Raw genomic sequence first — 19,636 nt, 5'->3', positions numbered from 1 at the left:
TCCTTATCTTCCCATCGTGGCATTCGCTCAGCACACCTACACCGGACTATCCCGTATAACCAGCCCGCCGCGCCATCATGACGCAAGCGAGACGTCCGACAGCATCAGCCACTCCCGATGCCCGGCGGGCGTCTCGACCTCGACCAGCGCATTGCGGCGCTCGGCGAACGGCACATAGTCGATGTTGGTGATCCGTGCCCGCACGCCGACCAGAAGCGGCATCTGCGGGCAGTTGCGGATGACGACAAAGCGGTCGGCGCTCATTCCTGGAGCTGCTGGTTGATGAGCGATCCCAGGTCGATGCCGGCCGGCGCTGGCGAGGGCTTGCGCGTGGCCTGGGCGCGGCGCTCGGCAATGCCCGGCCGGCCGCCGGTGCTGCAATACTGGCCGGGCCGGCGCTTGTCGTAATGCGCGTCCTCTGCGATGGCCGAGACGAAGGCCTGCGGGAAGTCCCGCCTCCACGTCTCGACCAGCGCCGGCGGCAGGCCGCTGATCGTCTGCGTCACCGATTCCTCGACCAGCGTGCCGTCGGCCAGATAGCGCAGCCGGACGCGGCGGATGGTGATGGTGTAGAGTTGGGACATCAGGCGGCCACTCCCTCCAGCTCCTGGTTGATGAGCGATCCCAGGTCGATGCCGGCGAACGGATCGACGTCGCGCTTGGGAGCCGGGGCGGGCGCGTCCTTTTTGCTTCCCGAGCGCTTCGAGCGGGCCTCGACGGCGGCGCTCATGGCCTCGGAAATCTGCCGCTGGCGGGCGAGCGCCTCGATCTGCTTGGCCGTCAGTTCGACGGGCTTGTAAGGCTGCTGGCCCTGCTGGCGGAGCAGCTCGTGATGCTCGGCGACCTCGCGCTCGCTGCGGGCGGGCATGCCCAGCTCGGCGCGCTTGACGATGCCGGGGCCGCAGTCGTCGCGGTCGCGGTAGAAGATCGTCGCCCAGTGCGCGACTTCCTTCTCGAACATCGCCTTGGCCGGGCACTGGCCGCGGCCGAGCGCGCCGACGCATTCCGGCCAGCGACCGCGGTCCTCGCGCGCCTCAATCTTGGCGATCCGGTACTGGCAGCCGCCGTAGAAATGGCGCTGGCCGGACATCTGGCACTGGAACTGGAAGAAGTTGTTTCCGGCTTCGGCATCGACGTTCATGTCAAGACCTCGCAAACACTCATTGATGAATGATAGTCGCATGCTGAAACGCCGCGCGGCGAGCGCAAGCGTTACCACCCTTCGCATGCCTCATACGCCGCGCGCTGTTCGAGCAGCGGTGCCGCCAATTCCTCCAGGCGGGCCGACAGGCGCTCAAGGAGCGGCAGATGGCGCTGGAGGGCCTGCAGCTCCTCGACGGCGCTCCGATGCTCCTCGTGCCGCCTGATCCGCGCCATCGTCGCCCTGATCGTCTCCAGCACGCCTTTCTCGCTGCGCAGATCGCGCGTGACCCGCGCCACCATGTCCGCGACAACCTGGTCGGCGTGGTGAAAGATGCCGTGGACGATGTCCATCTCGAAGAGCTGAAGCGCCTTCTTGCGGATCTCGGCGAGATCCTCCGGGCGGTCGGGATCGAGCTGGCGCTTCATCGCCCAGACCAGCAGCTCGTCGGCCATCAGGATGAAGTCGGCCTCAAGCGTTCCCAGCGCCGGCATCACCAGCCCTCGGCCCATGGCGCGTCGTCGAGCACGACATCGGCCGGCGCGGATGGAGCGGGCGTCTCCGCGATCTCGCCGAGATCGAGCTTCAGCCACAGCCCGCCCGCGCCATCCATCTCCGTTGTGACGCTTGCCACGGCCGGCCCCAGCGTGCTGCCGAGCAGCTCCTTGGTCTTGCGGATCAGCGCCTCGGCGAGCGTGCGGCCCCAGGCCGAGCCGAACTCGAACGTTGCCCTGTCGTAGCCTTTCCGCGCCGACTGCTTCTGGCGCAGCTTGGCGCTCATGTCGCGTACCGTCGTCGCGGTCAGCGACTGGATCGAGCCGATCGGGCCATGACCGACCAGCGCCCGCTCCTCGCCGTCGGCGATCGCCTCGGACAGGTCGACGCCGACATACCACTTGTTCGAGTGGCCGGTGCGGCACTCCAGATAGGTGACGCGAATCTTGATGGTCGACATCACCAGCCCTCCGACCATTCACCGGCCACAACCGGCGCAGCCGGTGCCGTCTGCCAGGGCAGCACCGTCGACGTCGGCGGTGCGATTATCGGTGTCGCGGCAGCGGGTTGCCAGCGGGCCTTCACCTCGGCGAGCACCGCGCTCGACCAGGACGGATTGATGTCCGGCGCGTTGTTGCCATTCCGCTTTAACTTGTTCGCCTTTCGGGCGAGGTAGAACAGGTAGTCCTCTGTTAATTCAGCGGAATTGTCGAACTTGAAGGTGTCGTCCTTGGCGCTGCGGTACTCGCGCAGCTTGAGGTCGATGTATTTCGTGTTGCCGCTCAGCATCAGGCTGTGCAACTCGCCGGCGGCGTCGGCGGCCTTCACGAAGATCCGCATGCCGCGCCCGCCCTTGCTGCTGTCGAGCAGCAGGATCGCGGCGTCGAGAACGACGGCCGGGCCGACCTGAACGAAATGCTGCGCCGCCCGGCTGACGATCTCGGCCAGCTCGACGATGCGGGGCTTGCTGTCGGGCGTCGTGTCCGTTGTCACCGCGGCGTAGCCTTCCTGCACCAGCTTGGCCCAGGCGGGGTCGAGGGAATCCAGGGACATAGCGAACTCCACAAACAAACGATAAGATGATGTTAAGCGATGACTGATAATGCGGCAAGAACTAGCGCGCCATGTTGGCGAGCGCGAGGGCAGTCTTCATGCGCACGCCCAGCTCCGGGGTGTACGGCTCGATCCCGCGCAGCAGGCCGGCCAGCTCGGCATCGTCCAGCTCGTCATGGTCGCGTCCGGACGGGTGGGCGTGCATGACATGGACGCGCTTGCGGCCGACCAGCAGCTTCGCGATCTTGTCGATCTCAGGGGCGGCGTCGAGATCCCAGGCCAGGACGACGTCGGTGATCTGCGGCCGGGCGATCAGCAGGTCGATCTGTGCGGCAGTCAGGCTCTTGCCGAAGCTGGCGACGGCCATCCGGTCATAGCCGCAGCCGTAGCGCAGCCCGAAGCGATCCCAGGCCCACTTGTGGAACACGCCTTCGGTGATGATGATCGTCGCGCCCTCATGGGCGTCGAGGTTGTAGAGCCATTCGCGCGACATGTCGCCGGCGGGGAACAGGTACTTGCGCTTGGAGCTGTCGGTGAGGTCGCGGGCCTGCCAGCCGATGACGTCGGCACCGCGACGGATCGGGATCACCAGCCGGTAGTCGAGATCCTTGCGGCGCTGCGGCCGGCCGCGGTCGTCCTTGCCGTAGACCGTGCCGATGTAGGTCAGCCCCAGCCCGTGCCGGTCGATGATGTAGCGGTCGGCCCCGCGCCAGGCGAGCGTGCGCTGCTCGCCCTTCACGAAGATCGGATAGTCGGGAACGGCCGGGTAGAGCGGCTGCGGCAAGTCAGGGAGCGGGCGCTGCTCGACGGCCGGCTCGGCTTCGCGCAGGACCGGGATGATGCGCGTCTCCTCGCCCTCCAGCCGCTCGATCAGGAAATCGACCGCCTCCTCGCGCGTGAAGCCCTCGACCAGCCCGATCAGCGTCAGCAGGCCGCCGGAGTGATGACAGCAGTAGGCTGTGAAGCTGCCGTTGTGCCGGTCGCCATTGGCGCGGGCGTAGAACTTCGCGTTCTTCTTGCCGCAGATCGGGCACTCGTTCGCCGAGATGTTGGTCGGGCCGGACTTGTGGACACGCACGCGCTCGGACAGCCAATCGCGCACGTCGAAGGCCTGGACGGCCCGCTGCAGGAGATCAACCGCCATTGGGGTTCCCTAGAAACGCCGCGGGCCGGGCGACAGCGCCCGGCCCATTGGTCAATAGAGCAATGAGACGATAGGGCAATGACCCCATCGGCTCGGCCGTCAGGCGGCCCGGCAGGCACCCGGCCGGGTCTTGCGCACGACGCCGTCGTCGCACTTCACGGCCAGGAACACGGACGCGCCGCGGCCGGTCGTGGTCGGCAGGATGACCTGCTCGACAACGCCGGTGACGAAAGTCTTGGAGCGGCCGGGACGGAAGGTGACGCGGCTGCCGACGGCGAAGGTGCTGGTGCTCATGGTCTTTCCTATTGCTGAGCGGTGGGTGAGAGATCAGGCGGCGCGGGGAACGCCGCGCATCGGCGGGCCGCCGGTGGGCTTCTCGGACTTGGGCGGCTCGATGGCGGGCTTCTCGTCGATGGCGGTCAGACGCACGCTGCTCACCCATTCCGCGTCGTTCTCGCGCAGGAGCCGGCGGCGCGGCGTAACCAGGAAGCTGACGCAGCCGTTCATGTAGGTCGCCTGCATCGTGGCGACGCCGGTCAGGCCGGTGATCGTGTCCTTTACCTTCTGGCCGACGCGGATCGGCGTGCGGGCGGGCTTGCTGGCGGTGTCGCTGATGCCGGCATCGACGACTTCGAGCTGCTGGATGTCGAAGCTGACGGCCTCGGGCAGGGTCGTCGCGCCTTCCGGTGCCTTCGGCTGGAGGCTGTACTGGACGTTGCCGTTGAGGAAGTCGAAGCGCGAGACGGCGATTCCGGTGAAGCCGGAGGCGCGGTCACGCATGGTCTGGCCGAGCTTGAATTGGGTCATCGGGGCACCTCGGGATCAGCCGTGAGCGGTGGCGAGCTTTCGGGAGGCACGCGGGGCACGCGGGGCACGTTCGGCCGGCTGGCGGAACGGGAAGACGTTGATGCGCTCGTAGCGGATCAGGCCGCGGTCGCCGGCCCCGGCGAAGATGTCGTCGATGGTGCGGGCGAAGAACTGGCCGGTAACGGCCAGCTTGCCGTCCTCGCCGACGGTCAGCGTGTGGACGCGGTAGAAGTCGTTGACCAGCGCGGTCGTCTCGAACTCGGCGGTTTCAGCCGGCGGAAGTTCGCGCCCTTCAGCGGCTGCCTTGCTGGCTTCGGCGAACGCATCATGGGCGTCGCGAAAGGCCTTGGACCCGACGACGGAAAACTTCATGGTTGGCTTTGCCTCTCCAAAAACACTCGATTAGCTGAGTTGCTTATATGTCAGCGCTTAGTGAAATTCAAGAAGAAACTACCAACCCTCGCTCCATTCGGGTGCCACTTTGGAGGTAGAATCCTCCTCCCGCGGAAACCAGCGCCGCTCGATGATCCGCGTGGCGGCCCGTGCCATGCTCGCGTTCGCCTGAACCGCCTCCCACTGCGCCGTGGGCCAGCCGATGGCCGATGGGACGCCGCGGGAATAGGCCTGCCAGTCCATGTCGAAGAAACGCTCCTCGAACTCGCGTGCCGCCGGGACGACTCCGGGGTCGATCCAGAGCAGATCGGACGCCTTGTCGGCCAGCAGCACGGCCACCTCGTAGGAACTCTTCATCCAGAAGGCCCAAGGGATCTCGGGATACTCGTGGGCCTGGGCCGGGGCGCGGGAAACCAGGAGGTCGACGCCGGTCAGGCGGTCGGTGCAGATGCGCCGCTCGCCATCCGGCCGCGTGGTGATGAAGTCGAGCGGGAAGGCGGCGACGGCCCGGGCACAGGCCCGGTCGACGCGCCGCGACAGCCGGCTGCTGCTCGACACGCCGACGAACACCGCGCGCTGGTTGCGTGCCATCGCCGCCTGGGCAAACTCCTCGCAGATCAGCGGAATCCCGTCCGCGCCCGGGACGAACGGCTCCTTAGTCGTAGGTGACATCGAGCACGTCCTCCACGATGCGCATCACCTCCATGTTCGACTTCACCTTCATCGTGAAGCCGCCGGTGTTGCGCGAGGCCGCGACGGTGAGCCGACGGACGCCGGCGGCGATTTCCTGGTCGGTCGCGTTCAGTGCCAGCAACAGGTCGCAGTCCTGGACGATCGCGAAGCTCTCGCCGACCTTGTCCATGCCGGCATTGGCCTTGCCGACGCCGTCGCGGTTGGTCTGGATCGGCGACAGCATGGCGACGTCGTATTTGCCGGCGATGCGGCGCAGCTCCTTGGTCGCGTTGCCCAGGCCGATGTAGCGGTCGTCGGCCGGCGTGACGCGCATGATGCCGAGATAGTCGACCACGACGCCGTCCAGCTTGATGCCGCGGTCGAAATAGCGGCCGACCAGCGCGTCGGTGGCGTCGGTCGTCAGGGTGTTGGCCGGATAGCGCTCGACGAAGAACTTGCCGAGCTTGGTCAGGCCGTTGACCTGGCTGGCGATGGCGTCGCGGCTGGCGAGCAGATCGGTCATCTTGACGCCGGTCAGCATCGCGTCGGTGCGGTCTTCAATGATCTCGTCCGACACCTCCAGCGAGACGTAAAGCCAGTTCTGGCCGTGAAGCTGGGCCGACAGCAGGGCGCTCTGCGCGCAGAATGTCGTCTTGCCCATCTTCGCCCGGCCCATGATGCCGGTGAACGCACCGCGCTCCCAACCGCGGTGATAGAGCAGGTCGTCGAGATTGTAGCGCGGCGACGCGATGCCGGTCGGCACGCCGAGCCGGCCCTTGCCGGTCGCGGTGGCGTCGCGGCGCTCGCGGCGGCGCTCGATCTCGGCGGCGTCGAAGAGGTTGCGGAAATTCGCGCCCAGCCCCTCGCCGATGGTCATCGTGCGGTGCAGCTCGTCGCGGATCTTGCCGAAATCGGCGTGCGGCTTCGACAGCAGGGTCGGGATTTCGCTCGCCAGCATGATGAGGGCCTGGCGCTTGCAGAAGTCGACGGCCTGGTCGCGAATCCATGCCCGGTTGGGCATGGCCTGGTTGAGCGTGTGCAGCTCGACCAGCCGGCGGGCATAAAGCGGTTTCTCGGCGGCCGGCACGTCGGGATGCGCCTTCACCACCTCGGCCAGCGCCTTGATGTCGCCCGGGAGCTGGCTGTAGGTGCGCACATAGGCCAGGATGATCTTGGCGAGGTTCTGGTCGACCGGCCCGACGAAATGGCCGGGCTTCAGGTAGCTCGCGGCCTCACGGGCATAGCGGTCGTCGAGCGCCAGCAGCGCCAGCACCTTCGAGCCGAACTCCGGGTCGGTGAAGGGCGTCGCCTCGGGCGGCGGGGGAGGGGTGAAGGCGGCCGGCGCGGCAGCGGCGCTGGCGGCTCCCGTGGCGGGGTTGACGGTCGCCGTGACGCCGGCGAAGGCGGTGGGGATGGTAACGGGGCTATTCGACATACACACGATCTCCAGGCGTGCTCAGTGGGCGCTGGCGTATTCCCAGAACTCCAGCTCGATCTTGTTGAAGACCCGGACGCGGCCGGTCGCAACCTCGACGGCGATGCAGTTCAAATCCGACCAGACGATCCGGCCGATCAGCTCGGTCTGCCCCTTCGGCTTGACCGTGATGGCCGCTCCCTTGGTCTTCAGATCGGCCAGCACGCCCACCTCATTGACCGTCGGCCGCGAGACGGGGTAGCGGCGCTCCGGCGTGAACGCGGCAACATTCATAACTTGTCACCTTCTGTCATCGTTTACTGAAAAACACGATACTGTGATAGCGCGTCTGCGAACGATAGGGAAGACGTGATCTTCCCATCGCGCTGATAGCGTGCCCACAGATCGGCAGCCCGGTCGCCGGTCGTCGAGCGCAGCGTTCCGGCGATGTAGGCGAGATACTCGACCTGCAGCGGCTCTCCGCGGTAATGCTGGGCCTGGAAGTAGGGGGCGTCGCAGAAGCGCACCTTGTCCCGGTACAGGTCGCGATAATACCAGGGGATCGTCGCTTCCTCGAAGCCGTCGGCGCGGCCGAGCAGCTTGTCGCTGGTGAGCTGGCCGGGCGAGGGCATGTAGGGCCAGTTGCGCTTCTGGGCGGCGTGCAGCGCCCCGGCGACATAGTCGGCATAGCTCATGAACCAGGCGTCGGCCTGCCGGCGGGCCTTCATGTAGCCGAGCCAGCGCCGGGAGAGCTGCGGCACGCCGTCCTTCACCGACAACCATGGCGATTCCTTCTCGGCCTTCTTCAGGACCGACACCTTGCCCCGGCCGGTCAGCGAGAAGTTGCCGGCATTCTGGCTGACCAGATGCGCCGACATCACCGCGTCGTAGACGAAGACGAACAGGCAGGTCCGCTCGAAGGCCGGCATGCGCCGGTAGGGGAACCAGCAGCTCTTGTCGAGGGCCTCCTCCTCCGGGCCGGCATGCTGCTCCAGCGCCTTCAGCCGGATGCTCTCCGGCGTGGGCTTCGGCTTGGCGGCCCGGCGAGGCTTTTCGCCGCTCTCGACATACTCTTGAAGGGAAGACAGATCCACTTCGATCATCACAAAAACCGTTTCTTCAAGAGAAGAGAACAGAAAGAAGAGTATATTATATATGTAAATATACTCTATAGAGAGAAATGACGGTCAAGCCGCCCGCCGGTATCTGTCCTCGTACATGCGGATCGCCTCGACTATCCAGCCGTCCTCTTCCCGGACTGCCTTGAACCGCAAGGCCGAGTGCTTCTTCAGGTGCGGACTGCCGGTGTCGATGTAGTCGATGATCCGGGCGGTGTTGCCGAGCTTGCGCAGCTCCTCGCCGGTCTTCTTGCGCACCGACCGGCCGACGCGCTGGAACAGGCTGATCTTCGACTTGCCGCCGCCGGCCAGCACGATGCCGGAGATGCACGGCTCGTCGATGCCTTCGTCGAGGATCGTCGACGCGACCATCACGTCGATCTCGCCCTCCCGCAGCGCCCGTTTGACGTCTTCGCGCACGTCGATGTCGTCTTCCCCGTAGAGCAGCCGACAGCGCATCCCTGCAGCGAGGAGCATGTCGTAAATGCGCTTGCCGTGATCTTGCTGCTGAAACAGCACGACCGTCTTGCGGCCCTCGGCAACCAACTCCTGCGTGTCCTCCACGACCATGCGATTGCGCACGTCGTTCTCAACGATTCCCATCCGGTAGGCCGCCTGGAAGATGGCGCTGGCCTGGACCTTTTTGCCGGACTTCACGATCTCCCGGCGCACCTCACGCTCGTTGAAGCCGAAGGCCGGCACCTCGTTGAAGCGGAAGTAGGGCGTCGCCAGGATGCCGCGGCGGATCAGCTCGCCGTTCGTGATGCGGCAGATGATGCGGCCGGACGTGGCAATCAGGCGCAGGTCATCCTCGCGCTTGCCCTTCATCAGCGGCGTCGCCGTGAGGCTCGCGCGGAAATAGGCGTTCGGGCAGTTGCTGATGATCGTGAAGAAGCCATTCCCAGAGCTTCTGTGGGCTTCATCGACGATCAGAAGCTCGATGGTGCGCAAGAACTCGATGACGCGGTTGATCGGCTCGTCGACCAGCGTCAGCGACAGCACCTCCTCGACATGCTCGATCCCGCGCGCCGTCTCCAGCGCCATCTCCTGGGTCAGGCCGCGCACGCGCTTCTCGACCACCTCGGTCAGCGGCCGGGGCTTCTTCGACGGGGCCGTCGCCGGGTCGATGACGTAGCAGTGGCCGCGGCGCTTGATCTCGGCCTCGGCGCGGTCGGCCGCCGCCTTCAGCTCCGCGGTCTTGCGCTTGGCCTGCTTGTAGGCCTTGATCGGGCCGACCAGCGTCTGGTCGACGACGCGCACGCGCAACCGGCCCGACCAGATGCGGGTCCAGTGCGCCATGATCGTCTGCACGGTGGCGACGGTGACTTCGCCCGGCAGCCATTCGCCTTCCGAGATCATGCCGGCGTTGATGCCGAGCCGCTTCTTGAAGCGCAGCCGGGTCTGGCCGACCAGATCGAGCTTGTGGGTGAGAAACAGGGCGGGGCGGGCGACGCGCTTGATGATGGCCGCGGCGCACTCGGTCTTGCCGGCTCCCGTCGCGGCCTGGATGATGCCGCGCTTTTCCAGCACGAAGGTCTCGACGACGTTGGCCTGGTAGTCGCGCAGCTCGATGCCGTCGAGATAGCCGCCATAGAGCGGGTACTGCTTGCCGTCGTCGCAGGTTTCCCAACCTGTCGGGTTCTGCAGGTCGATGGCCGGACCCTGGCAGTCGAGGGCGTTGCGCTGGTCATGGATGGCGACGGCATAGCCGGCCTCGGCCAGCGCCTGTTGGATCACCGGGACGAAGCCGGCCTCGCAGATCAGCTCCGGGAACCGCAGGAAGGTGCGCTTGGAGTTGAGCTGGCCGAAGATGCCGCTCCGGCGCTTGGCGGACTCGTCGTCATACGACAGCGCGTCGGAAACGATGGCGATCGCGCGCTCGTCCGCGCCCAGCAGCTTCGCTCCGACATTGTTCATCGCGATGATCGGCATCGCAGCATCACCTCTCAAGCGCTTGATTCGACTGTCACATTATCATCGCGCAACGTACATAGGGCAATTGAGCAATTAAGCAATTGCTCCAGCGTTTCCGCTTGACCCCTAAAGGCCCCAAATTATAAGTTAGCGGTGAATATAAGGCAACCATCTGGTTGCGCTTCCTCATGAGGAACCTATGAGCGACCCCGTCATCGAAGCCGGCATCACCATCCCCGACGACCTCGCCGACAAGCTGGTCGACATCTCGTCCCTGACGCCGAACACCTGGAACCCCAACCGCATGGACAGCTTCATGCGGGACAAGCTGCGCAAGGCGCTGGAGAAGGACGGCTTCATCGTGCCGGTCCTGGTGCGTCCGCTGCCGCCGGCGCGCAAGGGCACGACCGAGGCGCTGTGGGAGATCGTCGACGGCGAGCACCGCTACAAGGAGGCCCTCGACATCGGGATGAAGCGCATCCCGATCATCAATCTCGGCCCGATCACCGACGAGCACGCGAAGCTCATCACGGTGAAGGCGAACACGCTGCGCGGCGAGTTCGACGCGGTCAAGCTGGCCGAGATGGTCGCCGACCTGTCGAACGAGCTTGGCGTGACCGCCGTTGTCGAAAGCCTGCCCTACACGCCCGAGCGCGTGCAGGCGATGATCGACCTCATCAACGTCGACACCAGCCAGCTCACGCTGAGCACCGGCGACGACAAGCCGAGCAATGCTCCGGCCAGCGCCGAAGACGATGAAGACGACGAGAGCGAAGCCCAGGAACCGGACAGATTCAAGACCCTCGATCCGAGCGGCCTGACCTTCGCGCACGTCTGCCCGCGCTGCAAGTTCGGCTTCAACGACTGACAGGGTGGCCGGCCATGCCTCTCTACATCACCCATCCGATTCTCTTTCATCTCTACATGACTTCAAGGAATCGCGAGCTGTTGCTCGATGGCCTGATGATCGGCATGGCCCGCCTGCTCGGTGTGCCGCTATGAAGCCCATCGACTCCCTCTACGACCGGCTGCGCCACGAATATCTGGCGATGACGGCCACCTCGAACCCCACGAAGATCGCCGTCGACCTGGAGCGCGACGGCGACATGCTCGGCGTCTACGGCAACGTGATGCCCGCGATGACGACCGACGGCCTGTTCGGTACGAAGATCATCCGGGTCGACGAACGCACGGGCGGCATGACGGCGCGGACGATCGTGTTCGACCGGGACGGCTCTGTGGTCGCCAACGTCGACAGCGTCCAGCTCACGCGCGAGCGCTGCGGTCTGATGGCTGCGCTGGCCGTCGACCTGTTCTTCGGCCGAAAGGTGGCCGGAGGGCTGCGCTACGGCCTGGTCGGCACCGGGCGCACGAACCTCGCGACCGCGCGCATCCTGCAGTCGCTGTTCGGCGTGTCGGGCGAGCAGTTCTCGCTGAAGGCAAGCCCGCGCAACCCAACGAAGAACGCGCATCTGTTTCCGGCCGGCGCTGTGCTGGTCGAACGCGCCCGGGCGCTGGCCGACTGCGATGTCGTCATCGAATGCACGACGATCCGCGACCGGGCCGAGGTGCTGGAGATCGACGACTTCGTCGGCGAGGGCGGGGACGCGCCGCTGCTGTTTGTCGCCCAGGACGGCGGCTGGCAGCTCGGTGCGAGCTTTCGCTCGGCGCTGCCGAGCTTCTGCGACCATCTCGGCCAGATGAACGCCCATCCGACCGGCGACTACGACTGGCCGTGGGACAGCGAGCCGGTCGTGATCGGCCGCGACATGCGCTCGCCCGACTTCCGCGATGCCGCCCAGCCCGGCGGGGCCGCCGTCTACCTGTCCGGCATCGCCATTGCCGACATCGTCATCGCGGCCGGCAGCGCCGCCGGCCGCTCCATCTGTGAGAACGCCTGATGACGTCCATCCCCATCCCCAATTCCGAACTGAAGGTCTATCGCCAGCTCCTGATCGAGCGCATCGAGCGCGAAGACCCGAACCGCACCGCCGAACTGGCCCTGTCCGGCGGCATCGACAGCGCGACCCTGCTGTTTGCGATGCTGGAGAGCGGCCGGCGGCCAACCTGCTTCACCTTCTACATCGACAAAAGCCCGTCAGAAGATCTGATCGCCAGCCGGGCGCTGTGCCAGCATTTCGGCCTGACCCTGCGCGAGGTGGCGATCCCCTGGGACATGGATCAGCTCGTGCGCGATCTGCGCCGGATCATCCCGGCCGCGCACAACCCGCGCAAGCCGACCATCGTGCAGTGCATGCACCCCTGGCTCTATCTCTACCCGGCGATGCAGAGCGATCTGGCATTCTGCGGCCTGGGCGCGGAAGACCAGTTCGGCACCCAGGGCAAGCTCCAGAAGTTCATCAACATGACCGTCGCCGCGGCCAAGCGTGACGGCAAGACGCCGGCCGAGGCCCGGGAGGTCGCCGACAAGGCGGTGTGGGACCAGGGCTGGCGGGGCCGGAGCTGGGAAGGCGATCTCGACCATTCGACGGCCAACATCATCCGGCTCGGCAGGAGCTACGGCAAAACGCTGATCGACCTCTACAGCGGCGACCGGCGGCTGATCGAGTGGTTCGGCAAATGGTCGGTGTTCGACCTGCAGAAGCCGTTCCCGAAGGCGGCCAGCGTCTATGCCTTCGAGGACTACTACCGGCAGGGCGCGTTCCTGCGCAAGCCGTCGAACTACCAGATCAACTCGAAGCTGAAGGACATGCACGAGGCCCTGTGCAACGAGCCGCGCTACAACAAGCGCGGCGCGAAGGCGGTCGTCAGCATCTACATGGACATCGCAAAGGGGCTGTTGTGATGCGCGTCCTGATCCTCTATGGCGGGCGGACGTCGGAATACGCCCCTTCCTTCGACAACGGCTCCTACGTCCATTCGCTGCTCTGCCTGGAGCCTGACCTGGGCCTGATGACGCTCGACCCTGCCAAGGTGGCCGAGGGCGGGCTGGTGGAAGCGATCCGCTCGCACCGGCCCGACGTCGTGTTCAACGCGACGATCGGCGGCGAGGGCGAGAACGGCACGGTGCAAGCCGCGCTGGACGCCGCCGGGGTGCCCTACACCCACTCGCCGGCGCTGCCGTCGCGCATCGCCTTCGACAAGGTGCGCGCGAAGGGCGTGGCGCTCGATCATGACATCGACGTGCTGCCGACGCTCTATGTCGGCTCGCGGGAGGAGCTGCTGGCGCACCGGACGACGTTGCCGTTCCCCTGCGTCGTCAAGCCGGTCTACAGCGGGTCGAGCCTGGGCGTGCTGATCTGTCACGCGCCCGACGATCTCGACCGCGACGCCCTGCTCGCCGCCGGCCCGGCAGACGAGATCGTCATGGTCGAAGCGATGGCCGACACGCCGCGCAACTTCACGGTCGCGGTGCTGGAGGACCGGGCGATGGCCGTCTCGGAAAGCGAGCTGGCCGAGGGCCACAGCTTCTACAGCTACGAGTGCAAGCTGGACTGGTACGGCAGCTTCACCCGCGTCCCGGCCGACCTGCCGGCGGAACTGGCGCTGGCGATGCGCGCGGCGGCGCTGCGCATGCACCGGGCGATCGGGTGCCGCGACATCTCGCGCAGCGACTTCATGGTCAGCGGCGGCCGGGCGCGCTTCCTAGAGATCAACACCCAGCCCGTACTGAACGACCGCTCCCTCTACACCGACGAGACCGGCAAGACCCTCCATGAGCCGCAGGGCTTCGTGCGCCGGCTTCTCGATCTTGCCGTTCGGAGATCCTGATGTTCGAGTTCATCCCCGAAATCACTCCCCTGCTGATCCTGGCCGCGGCGTTCGTCGTCGCGCTGCTACTGGCGGCCGTCGGCTGGCTGCGCGCGATCTTCTGGCGCGACGAGGCGAAGCTGCTGGAGGACGTGCTGGCGCTCTACAAGGGCCGCATCGAGGAGGAGAACAACAAGTACCTGCGCGAGCGCAAAGCGCGCCAGGCAGCCGAATCCCGCGCCGTCGCCGCGCAGGTCAAGGCCGCTATGCAGGGCGGTACGAAGGAGCGCGCACAGTGATCCGCGTGCCGTCCATCGACGTCATCAACAACGAGCTGGCAGGCTCGGCCGGGCTGAAGGTCATCTCGACCTTCGCCGGCGGCGGGGGCAGCTCGACCGGCTACAAGATGGCGGGCTACAAGGTGCCGGTGGCGCTGGAGTTCGTCGACAAGGCCGCGGCGACCTACCGCGCCAACGCCCCCTCGACGACCGTCATTGAGCGCGACATCCGCACCGTGCAGCCGCAAGAGCTGCTGGAGCTGGCCGGCGTCGACGTGGGCGAGCTGGACGTGCTGGACGGCTCGCCGCCTTGCCAGACCTTCTCCACCTCCGGCCTGCGCGAGAAGGCCTGGGGCGAGGAGGTCCACTATTCCGGTTCCTATCACCAGCGCTCCGACGACCTGTTCTTCGAGTTCACCCGCATGCTGGGCGGGCTTCAGCCGAAGACCTTCGTCGCCGAGAACGTGTCGGGCCTATTCAAGGGCGTGGCGAAGGGCTACTTCGCCGAGATTCACCGGGCGCTGGAAGCGGCCGGGCCGGGCTACCGGGTCGTGGCGCAGATGGTGCAGGCGCATCGCCTGGGCGTGCCGCAGAAGCGCGAGCGCGTGATCTTCATCGGCGTGCGTAAGGATCTGCTGCGCGACCCGGTGTTTCCCCGTCCGCTGCCGGCCAGCGAGATTGTCAGCGTCGCCGAAGCCATCGCCGACATTCCCTCGCCGCCCCCAGGGAGTAAGGACTGCGACTGGCTGAAGGAAGGCTCGCGGACGCGCATGGCCTGGGAACATGCAAGCGTTCTGGAAGAGCAGGGCTGCTTCACCTACGCCTACCGCAAGCTGGGCTGGTCGCAGCCGGGCAAGGAGGCGCGCTTCAACTGGTTCAAGCTGCCGCCCCATCAGCCCTGCCCGACGATCACCGGCAAGGTGCCGTGCCTGTGCCACTGGGCCGAGCCGCGCACCCTGTCTATCCAGGAGGCTGTGCGCCTGCAGAGCTTCCCTGACGATTTCCGCTTCGCCGACGACAACAAGTTCAAGCACCGCTGGGAGCGCGTCGGCCGCTCCGTGCCGCCCCTGATGATGGCCGCCATCGCCGGCACCATCCGCGACGAGATTCTGAAGCCCCGGCCCCGCGCGACCGCCCGGTTCGCCGGCGGCATCTGGCAGGAGACGATCTGATGCCCGAGCATGACCTGACCAACGACGTGTTCATCGAGAACGCCACCCGGCTCCAGGCCGACGAGACGCCGGCGGCCTGGTCCTTCAAGTCCGACGCCGTCGCCGACAAGTTCGAGCAGCATGTGCGCGAGCAGCTCCCCTGGTACGACGCCCTGTCGCGCTACGTCTGCGACCTCGTCGTGAGCTTCCTGCCACAGCGCGGCGTGGTCTACGACATCGGCGCGTCGACCGGCAACATCACCAAACTGCTGTGCGACACCCGCGAGGCCAAGGGCGCGACGTTCGTGTCGATCGAACCATCGCACCAGATGACGAAGAACTGGGCCGGCACCGGCGAGCTGTGGACGATCGACGCGGAGACGGTCGACTATTCCCGCAAGCGCCCTGACGTCGCCGTGCTGTTCCTGACGCTGATGTTCATGCGGCCGGGCGAGCGCGAGCAGTTCCTCGCCAAGCTGTTCGAGGCGGTCGTGCCGGGCGGCGCGGTGATCCTGGTCGACAAGGGCTATCTCGGCGTGCCGGCCGTCGCCACCGCGGCCAAGACCGCCCTGCTGGCGTCCAAGCTGCGCTCCGGCTCGCCGGCCGACGCCTACGTGTCGAAGGAGCTGTCGCTGCGCGGCGAGCAGCGGCCGACGGATCAGGGTGCGGTGCTGGAACTGGCGCGCCTGCACGACTTCGACGGCGAGCGGATTTTCCAGTTCGGTGAGTTTTATGGCCTGGCGCTCGTGAAGCGGGCGCTTTAATATCAGTCAGCGATGAATATTAAATAGGACGCCATGAGCACCTCCACGATCACCCGCGCGATCTTCGAGCATCCGGCCGTCGCCCATGCCCGCGCCTTCGGCTTCGGGGCGGCGATTCCGCTGCACCCGTTCCTGCAGGCTAAGGCCAGCCTGACCAACGACAAGACGCTGCGCGAGCGGCTGTCGCTGATGAGCACCCGCGGCAAGGGTCTGATCCCCAACACGCCGGCTTGGTGCGAAGCGCTCGGCACGGATCCGGTGATCGTCGTCGACCGCCACCCGTGCCATCGCCGGCTGCTGGGCGAGGGCGATGTCATTCCCGGCGACGACGATGCGGCCAACGACCAGCCGGCGGGAGGAGACGTTGCCTGAGATCGCGATCAAGCCCAGCGCCGCCGGTGTGTTCGCGGTCGTCGACGGCGTCGTGTACCTCAAGCATATGACCGCGGCCGGCCTGCGCGAGCTGTCCGAGGATTTCACCAGGGCGGCCAAGGAGCGGGAGTGGCACGACCGCTGCCAGCGGGCCGACGACGACGGAGCGTTCGATGTCGTCTGATCTGGTGCTCATCAACGCGCTGCGCGTGCGCGGGGATTTCGCGAACCGCCGGATCGTGCTCGCCGACCCCGACGACCCGCGCACCTATCAGGTCTACGAGGATCTCGATTGGGACGACGACCGGCAGACCCGGCTCGCCCTCATCACCCTGTTCCCCGAACGCTCGAAAGCCCAGGCCCGCGGCGACGACGAATCCGGCATGGTCGTGACGACCCACCACGCCGCGCTGGAGGACATGGCGCGGATGGTTGAGCGGTACGGCTATCGCATCCAGCGCATCGCCAGGGACATCCGCTGATGGCTTTCCCGATCGCCGTTCCGGCCCTGCCGGTCCTCGCCGCCAGCGCTCCGCGTCTCACCGTCGTCGCCCGCCGCGACGGCCGCATGCAGACGACGCCGGCGGGCAGGACCGTCTCCCGGCATGTGTTCGCCGTCCGCTGCACCGAGAGCGGTCGCCGCTACGAGGTGCGGGTGCTCTATGACTGGGATGCCGAGGATTGGGATCTCGACAGCACCGCGATCTCGCCGGCGATGCCCTGGAGCCGCCTCTATCTGCTCGGCGCGCTGCTGGCCCGGCAGTCACCATTCAGCGATGGATGATAACGGCGCATCTTCTATTGCCTCTTCTCTCACGAGCGATATAGTCAGCGATGAATGAAGTTTTTTGTGAGAGAACCTTATGCCGATGTCATCCTTCGCTGACATGCTGGCGCGCTGTTCCGCGACCAGCTCCAAGAACGAGAAGCAGGCGATCGTCGCCGAAGCGCTGGCCGGCGAACATGCCGAGCACACTGCCCGCCTGCTGAGCTACGCGCTGTCGCCGTTCCATCGCTTCTACATCCAGCGCCTGCCCGACCCCGAGCCGCATCCGGCCTCCTCCGCGATCGACATCGCCCTGATCTTCAATGCGCTCGACGCGCTGTCGACCCGCAAGCTGACCGGGCAGGCGGCGCGTGGCATGATCGCCAAGCTGCTCGCCTATGTGCCGCACGACCCGGCCGCGGCCGTCAGCCTGCGCACCGCGCTCCAGCGCATCATCCTCAAGGATCTGCGGGCCGGCATCGACGCGAGCACGGTGAACAAGGTCAGGCCCGGCCTGATCCCGACCTTCCCCTACATGCGCTGCTCGCTGCCAAAGGACGTGAAGCTCGGCGAGTGGGACTGGGCGGCCGGCGTCGTCAGCCAGGAGAAGGCGGACGGCATGTTCGCCAACCTCGACATCAGCGCCGACGGCGCGGTGACGCTGTCGAGCCGGCAGGGCACCGAGTTCCCAATAGAGCCGTTCGCCGAGCTGGCCGCCGAGGCGCTGCGCCGGCTGAAGCCCGGCACCCAGAATCACGGCGAGCTGCTGGTCATGCGCGACGGCATCATCCTGGCGCGCGAGATCGGCAACGGCATCCTGAACTCGGTCGCCAAGGGTGGCGAGTTCGGCCCCGGCGAGCAGCCGATCTACATGGCCTGGGACCAAATCCCGCTCGACGCGGTGAAGGCCAAGGGCAAGCACGCCGTCGGCTATGCCGAGCGTCTGGCCGGCATCAACGCACAGCTCGCCGCGACCCTTCCCAACCGCGAGGCCCTGATCCGGCTGATCGACACCCGCATCGTTCACTCCCTCGACGATGCCTATGCCCATTACCGCGAGCTTTTGGGACAGGGTAAGGAGGGCACGATCATCAAGCGCCACAGCGCGATCTGGCGCGACGGCACCTCGAAGGAACAGGTGAAGCTGAAGCTGGAGGTCGACGTCGACCTGGAGATCGCCGGCTTCGTGCCGGGCAACGGCAAGAACGCCGGCACCTTCGGCTCGATCACCTGCCGCACCTCCTGCGGCCAGCTCGTCGTCGACGTGTCCGGCTTCACCGACGCCAAGCGCGCCGAGCTGCACGCCAACCGGAACGACGTGATCGGCCGCATCATGACGGTGCGCGCGAACTCGATCATGCTGCCCAGCGAGAGCAACAACCTGCACTCGCTGTTCCTGCCGCGCTATGTCGAGATCCGCTCCGACAAGGCCCAGGCCGACAGCCTGGAGCGCGTGAAGGCGCAGTTCGCTTCGGCAATCGCCGCCTGAACAGGTGTGCCAAGCTTTCCAAAGCCCGGCATCAGCGGTACGTGATTCGCGGTTCAGTAGATCGCTATCAAAAGTTTGAACTAAAGTCTGGATATCTGTAACCCTTTTGCCTTCCTTGCCGATGGCCGACTGCGACCACGGCGAGCAAGCTGTTCGGCTGGGGGCAAAAAGATGGACGTGCAGGAGCGGTTTTACGGCGAGGCGATGCGGGAGATCGAGCAAGGCCTCCGGCGTGAAGATCTATGGGTCAAAGCTATGGCCCGCTCTGAGGGAGATCTGCAAAAGGCAAAAGCTCTGTATGTCGAACTGCTTGCCCGTCTCCTATCAGACGCCCACAGCAACGCCAGGATGAAGGAAATGAAAGGAGCGTCGGTCGCGCTAGCGAAGAGTACCGGCCGAAAGATGTTTTACATCACGCGCCTTGTGGTTGTCATGCTGGTGTTTTTTGGGTTGAGTGGTAGTCTGTTTGAGATCATCAGGGGCGAGTATCGGAAGCACTATGCCAATACCTACCCCTACTCGAGCAGCCGAGATGATGAAGCACCTCTTGTCTACACCAATAGCGATGGGCACTCGCTCACGGCTCTGACAGGGAGGCAATGCTACGAGGTCGTAGCCGCAGGGGATGGGTACGGCTACGACAAATTGAGCGATCTACAGAGAGATTTGGTAGATCGCCACATGGATTCGATAAGACAAAAATACCGCAGCTATATAGAGAGAAAACAACCTGACAGTCGTTACTATACCAACGGAAACTTGGGTGATGATCTGACCTCATGTATATCGAATGCAGGTGCCGAGCACTTCAACCAGGCCATTCGCACTCATAGCTGGAGTGAGGTCGCAATGGGCTGGCCGGTGCTGTTTTTCCCGGTGCTGGCCGCGTGTCTGCTGGCGTTCCTGCTGCTGACGAAATTTTTGGTGAAGCCGCTCACCCGGGCGGGGAAGTAG

Annotated in this window: 28 protein-coding genes; 13 read left to right on the top strand and 15 right to left on the bottom strand. The window is 65.9% G+C overall.

The window, feature by feature from the left end; genetic code table 11:
• Positions 1–75: 75 nt before the first annotated feature.
• The 15 genes from FZ029_RS20730 to FZ029_RS20660 form a co-directional block, all read right to left on the bottom strand.
• Positions 76–264, bottom strand: coding sequence for a hypothetical protein (locus tag FZ029_RS20730; protein WP_149271563.1), 189 nt, complete (start codon positions 262–264; stop codon positions 76–78).
• A complete protein-coding gene (locus tag FZ029_RS20725) occupies positions 261–584 on the bottom strand; it encodes a hypothetical protein (protein WP_149271561.1) in 324 nt (107 codons plus the stop codon). Before FZ029_RS20725 ends, FZ029_RS20730 begins: the two co-directional genes overlap by 4 nt.
• Entirely contained in the window at positions 584–1,141 is a 558-nt protein-coding gene (locus FZ029_RS20720; RefSeq protein ID WP_149271559.1) for a hypothetical protein, read from the bottom strand. Before FZ029_RS20720 ends, FZ029_RS20725 begins: the two co-directional genes overlap by 1 nt.
• A 71-nt stretch (positions 1,142–1,212) precedes the next feature.
• A complete protein-coding gene (locus FZ029_RS20715; protein WP_149271557.1) occupies positions 1,213–1,635 on the bottom strand; it encodes a hypothetical protein in 423 nt (140 codons plus the stop codon).
• Positions 1,635–2,096 carry a hypothetical protein gene (locus tag FZ029_RS20710; RefSeq protein WP_188051999.1) on the bottom strand — a complete coding sequence of 154 codons (462 nt, stop codon included), beginning with the start codon at positions 2,094–2,096 and terminating at the stop codon, positions 1,635–1,637. Before FZ029_RS20710 ends, FZ029_RS20715 begins: the two co-directional genes overlap by 1 nt.
• Positions 2,096–2,689 carry a hypothetical protein gene (locus FZ029_RS20705; protein WP_149271553.1) on the bottom strand — a complete coding sequence of 198 codons (594 nt, stop codon included), beginning with the start codon at positions 2,687–2,689 and terminating at the stop codon, positions 2,096–2,098. Before FZ029_RS20705 ends, FZ029_RS20710 begins: the two co-directional genes overlap by 1 nt.
• A gap of 61 nt (positions 2,690–2,750) precedes the next feature.
• A complete protein-coding gene (locus tag FZ029_RS20700) occupies positions 2,751–3,833 on the bottom strand; it encodes a hypothetical protein (RefSeq protein WP_149271551.1) in 1,083 nt (360 codons plus the stop codon).
• Positions 3,834–3,932: 99 nt separating this feature from the next.
• Complete coding sequence (locus FZ029_RS20695) at positions 3,933–4,127, bottom strand: hypothetical protein (protein ID WP_149271549.1); 195 nt, start codon at positions 4,125–4,127, stop codon at positions 3,933–3,935.
• A 33-nt stretch (positions 4,128–4,160) separates the two neighbouring features.
• Positions 4,161–4,640, bottom strand: coding sequence for a hypothetical protein (locus FZ029_RS20690; protein ID WP_149271547.1), 480 nt, complete (start codon positions 4,638–4,640; stop codon positions 4,161–4,163).
• A gap of 15 nt (positions 4,641–4,655) precedes the next feature.
• Positions 4,656–5,012: a hypothetical protein gene (locus tag FZ029_RS20685; RefSeq protein WP_149271545.1), complete on the bottom strand. Its 357-nt coding sequence runs from the start codon at positions 5,010–5,012 to the stop codon at positions 4,656–4,658.
• 78 nt (positions 5,013–5,090) lie between these two features.
• Complete coding sequence (locus FZ029_RS20680) at positions 5,091–5,705, bottom strand: hypothetical protein (RefSeq protein WP_149271543.1); 615 nt, start codon at positions 5,703–5,705, stop codon at positions 5,091–5,093.
• Positions 5,689–7,140: a DnaB-like helicase C-terminal domain-containing protein gene (locus tag FZ029_RS20675; protein ID WP_149271540.1), complete on the bottom strand. Its 1,452-nt coding sequence runs from the start codon at positions 7,138–7,140 to the stop codon at positions 5,689–5,691. Before FZ029_RS20675 ends, FZ029_RS20680 begins: the two co-directional genes overlap by 17 nt.
• Positions 7,141–7,161: 21 nt before the next feature.
• Positions 7,162–7,413, bottom strand: coding sequence for a hypothetical protein (locus tag FZ029_RS20670; protein WP_149271539.1), 252 nt, complete (start codon positions 7,411–7,413; stop codon positions 7,162–7,164).
• 23 nt (positions 7,414–7,436) lie between these two features.
• Complete coding sequence (locus FZ029_RS20665; RefSeq protein WP_149271537.1) at positions 7,437–8,222, bottom strand: hypothetical protein; 786 nt, start codon at positions 8,220–8,222, stop codon at positions 7,437–7,439.
• A gap of 84 nt (positions 8,223–8,306) precedes the next feature.
• Positions 8,307–10,169, bottom strand: coding sequence for a DEAD/DEAH box helicase (locus tag FZ029_RS20660; protein WP_149271535.1), 1,863 nt, complete (start codon positions 10,167–10,169; stop codon positions 8,307–8,309).
• Positions 10,170–10,350: 181 nt separating this feature from the next.
• Here FZ029_RS20660 and FZ029_RS20655 point away from each other — a divergent pair, with 181 nt between their 5' ends.
• The 13 genes from FZ029_RS20655 to FZ029_RS20600 all read left to right on the top strand — a co-directional run bounded on the left by FZ029_RS20655 (position 10,351) and on the right by FZ029_RS20600 (position 19,636).
• Positions 10,351–11,019, top strand: coding sequence for a ParB/RepB/Spo0J family partition protein (locus tag FZ029_RS20655; RefSeq protein WP_149271533.1), 669 nt, complete (start codon positions 10,351–10,353; stop codon positions 11,017–11,019).
• Between the two features lie 130 nt (positions 11,020–11,149).
• Positions 11,150–12,052: a hypothetical protein gene (locus tag FZ029_RS20650; RefSeq protein WP_149271531.1), complete on the top strand. Its 903-nt coding sequence runs from the start codon at positions 11,150–11,152 to the stop codon at positions 12,050–12,052.
• Positions 12,052–12,957 (top strand): asparagine synthase-related protein, encoded by a 906-nt coding sequence (locus tag FZ029_RS20645; protein WP_149271529.1) that lies wholly within the window; start codon positions 12,052–12,054, stop codon positions 12,955–12,957. Before FZ029_RS20650 ends, FZ029_RS20645 begins: the two co-directional genes overlap by 1 nt.
• Positions 12,957–13,883 (top strand): hypothetical protein, encoded by a 927-nt coding sequence (locus FZ029_RS20640; protein ID WP_188051998.1) that lies wholly within the window; start codon positions 12,957–12,959, stop codon positions 13,881–13,883. The genes FZ029_RS20645 and FZ029_RS20640 overlap by 1 nt, the downstream gene beginning before the upstream one ends.
• Positions 13,883–14,161, top strand: coding sequence for a hypothetical protein (locus FZ029_RS33325; RefSeq protein ID WP_211104184.1), 279 nt, complete (start codon positions 13,883–13,885; stop codon positions 14,159–14,161). The genes FZ029_RS20640 and FZ029_RS33325 overlap by 1 nt, the downstream gene beginning before the upstream one ends.
• A complete protein-coding gene (locus FZ029_RS20635; RefSeq protein WP_211104183.1) occupies positions 14,158–15,312 on the top strand; it encodes a DNA cytosine methyltransferase in 1,155 nt (384 codons plus the stop codon). The genes FZ029_RS33325 and FZ029_RS20635 overlap by 4 nt, the downstream gene beginning before the upstream one ends.
• Positions 15,312–16,055: a methyltransferase domain-containing protein gene (locus FZ029_RS20630; RefSeq protein ID WP_149271525.1), complete on the top strand. Its 744-nt coding sequence runs from the start codon at positions 15,312–15,314 to the stop codon at positions 16,053–16,055. The genes FZ029_RS20635 and FZ029_RS20630 overlap by 1 nt, the downstream gene beginning before the upstream one ends.
• Before the next feature lie 33 nt (positions 16,056–16,088).
• A complete protein-coding gene (locus tag FZ029_RS20625) occupies positions 16,089–16,427 on the top strand; it encodes a hypothetical protein (RefSeq protein ID WP_149271523.1) in 339 nt (112 codons plus the stop codon).
• The gene (locus FZ029_RS20620; RefSeq protein ID WP_149271521.1) at positions 16,420–16,611 is read left to right on the top strand and encodes a hypothetical protein; all 192 of its coding nucleotides are present in this window, start codon (positions 16,420–16,422) and stop codon (positions 16,609–16,611) included. The genes FZ029_RS20625 and FZ029_RS20620 overlap by 8 nt, the downstream gene beginning before the upstream one ends.
• The gene (locus tag FZ029_RS20615; RefSeq protein WP_149271519.1) at positions 16,601–16,909 is read left to right on the top strand and encodes a hypothetical protein; all 309 of its coding nucleotides are present in this window, start codon (positions 16,601–16,603) and stop codon (positions 16,907–16,909) included. Before FZ029_RS20620 ends, FZ029_RS20615 begins: the two co-directional genes overlap by 11 nt.
• A complete protein-coding gene (locus FZ029_RS20610; protein ID WP_149271517.1) occupies positions 16,909–17,211 on the top strand; it encodes a hypothetical protein in 303 nt (100 codons plus the stop codon). The genes FZ029_RS20615 and FZ029_RS20610 overlap by 1 nt, the downstream gene beginning before the upstream one ends.
• An 85-nt stretch (positions 17,212–17,296) precedes the next feature.
• The gene (locus FZ029_RS20605; RefSeq protein WP_188051996.1) at positions 17,297–18,682 is read left to right on the top strand and encodes a hypothetical protein; all 1,386 of its coding nucleotides are present in this window, start codon (positions 17,297–17,299) and stop codon (positions 18,680–18,682) included.
• A gap of 171 nt (positions 18,683–18,853) precedes the next feature.
• Positions 18,854–19,636, top strand: a complete 783-nt coding sequence (locus FZ029_RS20600) for a hypothetical protein (RefSeq protein ID WP_149271514.1) — start codon at positions 18,854–18,856, stop codon at positions 19,634–19,636.

Origin of the sequence: Azospirillum sp. Sh1, assembly GCF_008365135.1 — a bacterium.
In the GTDB taxonomy this organism is placed as follows: domain Bacteria; phylum Pseudomonadota; class Alphaproteobacteria; order Azospirillales; family Azospirillaceae; genus Azospirillum; species Azospirillum oryzae.
Note: the sequence above shows the minus strand (reverse complement) of the source record. Positions and strands in the feature narration are given on the sequence as shown.